Source organism: uncultured Fretibacterium sp., assembly GCF_938030725.1.
Lineage (GTDB): Bacteria > Synergistota > Synergistia > Synergistales > Aminobacteriaceae > Fretibacterium.
This window is the reverse complement of sequence record NZ_CALHIQ010000156.1, coordinates 1-1,715: the sequence shown is the minus strand read 5'-3', so window position 1 is coordinate 1,715 and position 1,715 is coordinate 1. Positions and strand designations below refer to the sequence as shown.

Genomic DNA, 1,715 nt, shown 5'->3' with positions numbered 1-1,715 from the left:
GGCGCCCGCTGTGGCGGCGGGGGAGATGCCCAGCCCATGGCCGATGCCCATGAAGGCCACGCCGAAGGTGGCTGCCGAGCCCCAGGAGGTCCCCGTCAGTATGGAGGAGATGGCGCAGACGAGGCAGGCCGAGACCAGGAAGGTCTGAGGCTTCAGGATGGAGAGGCCGAAGTTGATCATGTAGGGGACCGTCCCGGCGGCCATCCAGATGGCGATCATGGGCCCGACGATCAAGAGGATCAGGATCGCTCCCGATGCCCGCGCCACCATGGGGATGACGCCTTCCTTGAACATGAAGTCCCAAGTGAAGCGGTAGATGCCGACGTAGACGATGGTCGTGGCCATTGCAACGATCAGCACCAGCATCCCCGTGTCGAAGTTCAGCACCAGCTTGCCCATCACCATGATGAAGAGGATCATCAGGAGGATGAGGACTGCGCCGACCAAACCGACTTCCCTGTGCGTTCTTTCCCTGTCTTTCATGTAAAGACCTCCTTAAAAATGTAGATTACTCCAGCGCGCTGCAGAGCGCTGCGCGCTTTCTAATGCGATCTAACGCGAGTGCCGCGTCAGCGTCCCGGTTCGTGTTTGCGAGCTAATTCAGCCGTGGCGCCGGCGCGTTTTGTCTTTTTCCTGGGGTCACGACAGAAACCTCCGTCACGCTGCTTCGTCCCGCCTCGTCCGCGGCTCCGATCACGTGTCGTCCGTCCGGAACGCCGTGGAAGAACGTCTCGCGGGGATTTGAGGAGCCCATGTACTGCCCGTCCAAATACCAGTGGACGCGCTCGACCCCTCCCTCCGCCTTCATGGGGATCCGCCTCTCACGGTCGAATGGAGCGGTAAAGTAGGTGGCGCCAGAGATAGGAGAGACGATCTTCAACTCGGCACTTCGTTTGATGCGGCTGAGCGGCGTGTCCGGAGCGCTGAGTTCCGGCGGGAGGAGGAGGGCTGTCTGCCCTGCCTTGATGGTGTGAAGGGGGCAGGGGACGGTGCGCGTGACGGACTCGATGAACCAGTCGAGCTGAGTGGAGGGACAGGCTGCCGTTGGGGGCTGGCCAGAGAGCGAGCAGACCCTGCGCAGCGCCAAGGCGTCGGGTTTGTCGTACCACCCGGAGTTAGGGGAAACGGCCCGTAGGATGCGCATGGCGACGGGAGCCGCTGCCCTGAGGCCAACGAGCCCCGGCCAGGACTCTCCGGTGGGCCTGCCGACCCAGACCACGGTCGTGAAGTCTGGGGTCCATGCGGCGGTCCAGGCGTCCCGCAGGCCGTAGGAGGTCCCCGTCTTCAGGGCCGCCTGCCACCGCACCCCCAGGGTCCCCCTGGGGAGGGTGGAGAGGGGGCCGCGATGGTTGAGGATGTCGCAGACGATCCAGCAGGCCGCCTCCGACGCGATGCGCGTCTCCGGAACCTGAGCGTCGTCCTTCAGCAGGGAGAGGGGGCGGTGCCGTCCCAACGAGGCCAGGGCCGTGAAGGCCTCCAGCTCCTCCATGAGGGTGACGTCGCAGCCGCCCAGGATGAGGGAGTCGCCGTAGTACGCGGCGGACTGCGACAGGTGCCGCAGCCCGGCCTCCCGCATCAGATGCAGGACGCGATTAGGGCCCGCCATCCTCAGGACCCGGACGGCTGAGGCGTTGAGGGACTCGGAGAGGGCCGTCCGGACGCTCACGGCCCCGCGGTAGTGCAGGTCGAAGTTGCGTGGTGCGCGCCCGGAAAAG

General features: G+C 65.2%; 2 pseudogenes. Both read right to left on the bottom strand.

The features are described 5' to 3' along the window. Positions 1 to 483 (bottom strand): annotated as a pseudogene (locus tag Q0629_RS08845) (Na+/H+ antiporter NhaC); the annotation flags it as partial. Between the two features lie 112 nt (positions 484 to 595). Next, positions 596 to 1,715 (bottom strand): annotated as a pseudogene (locus Q0629_RS08840) (penicillin-binding protein 1C); the annotation flags it as partial.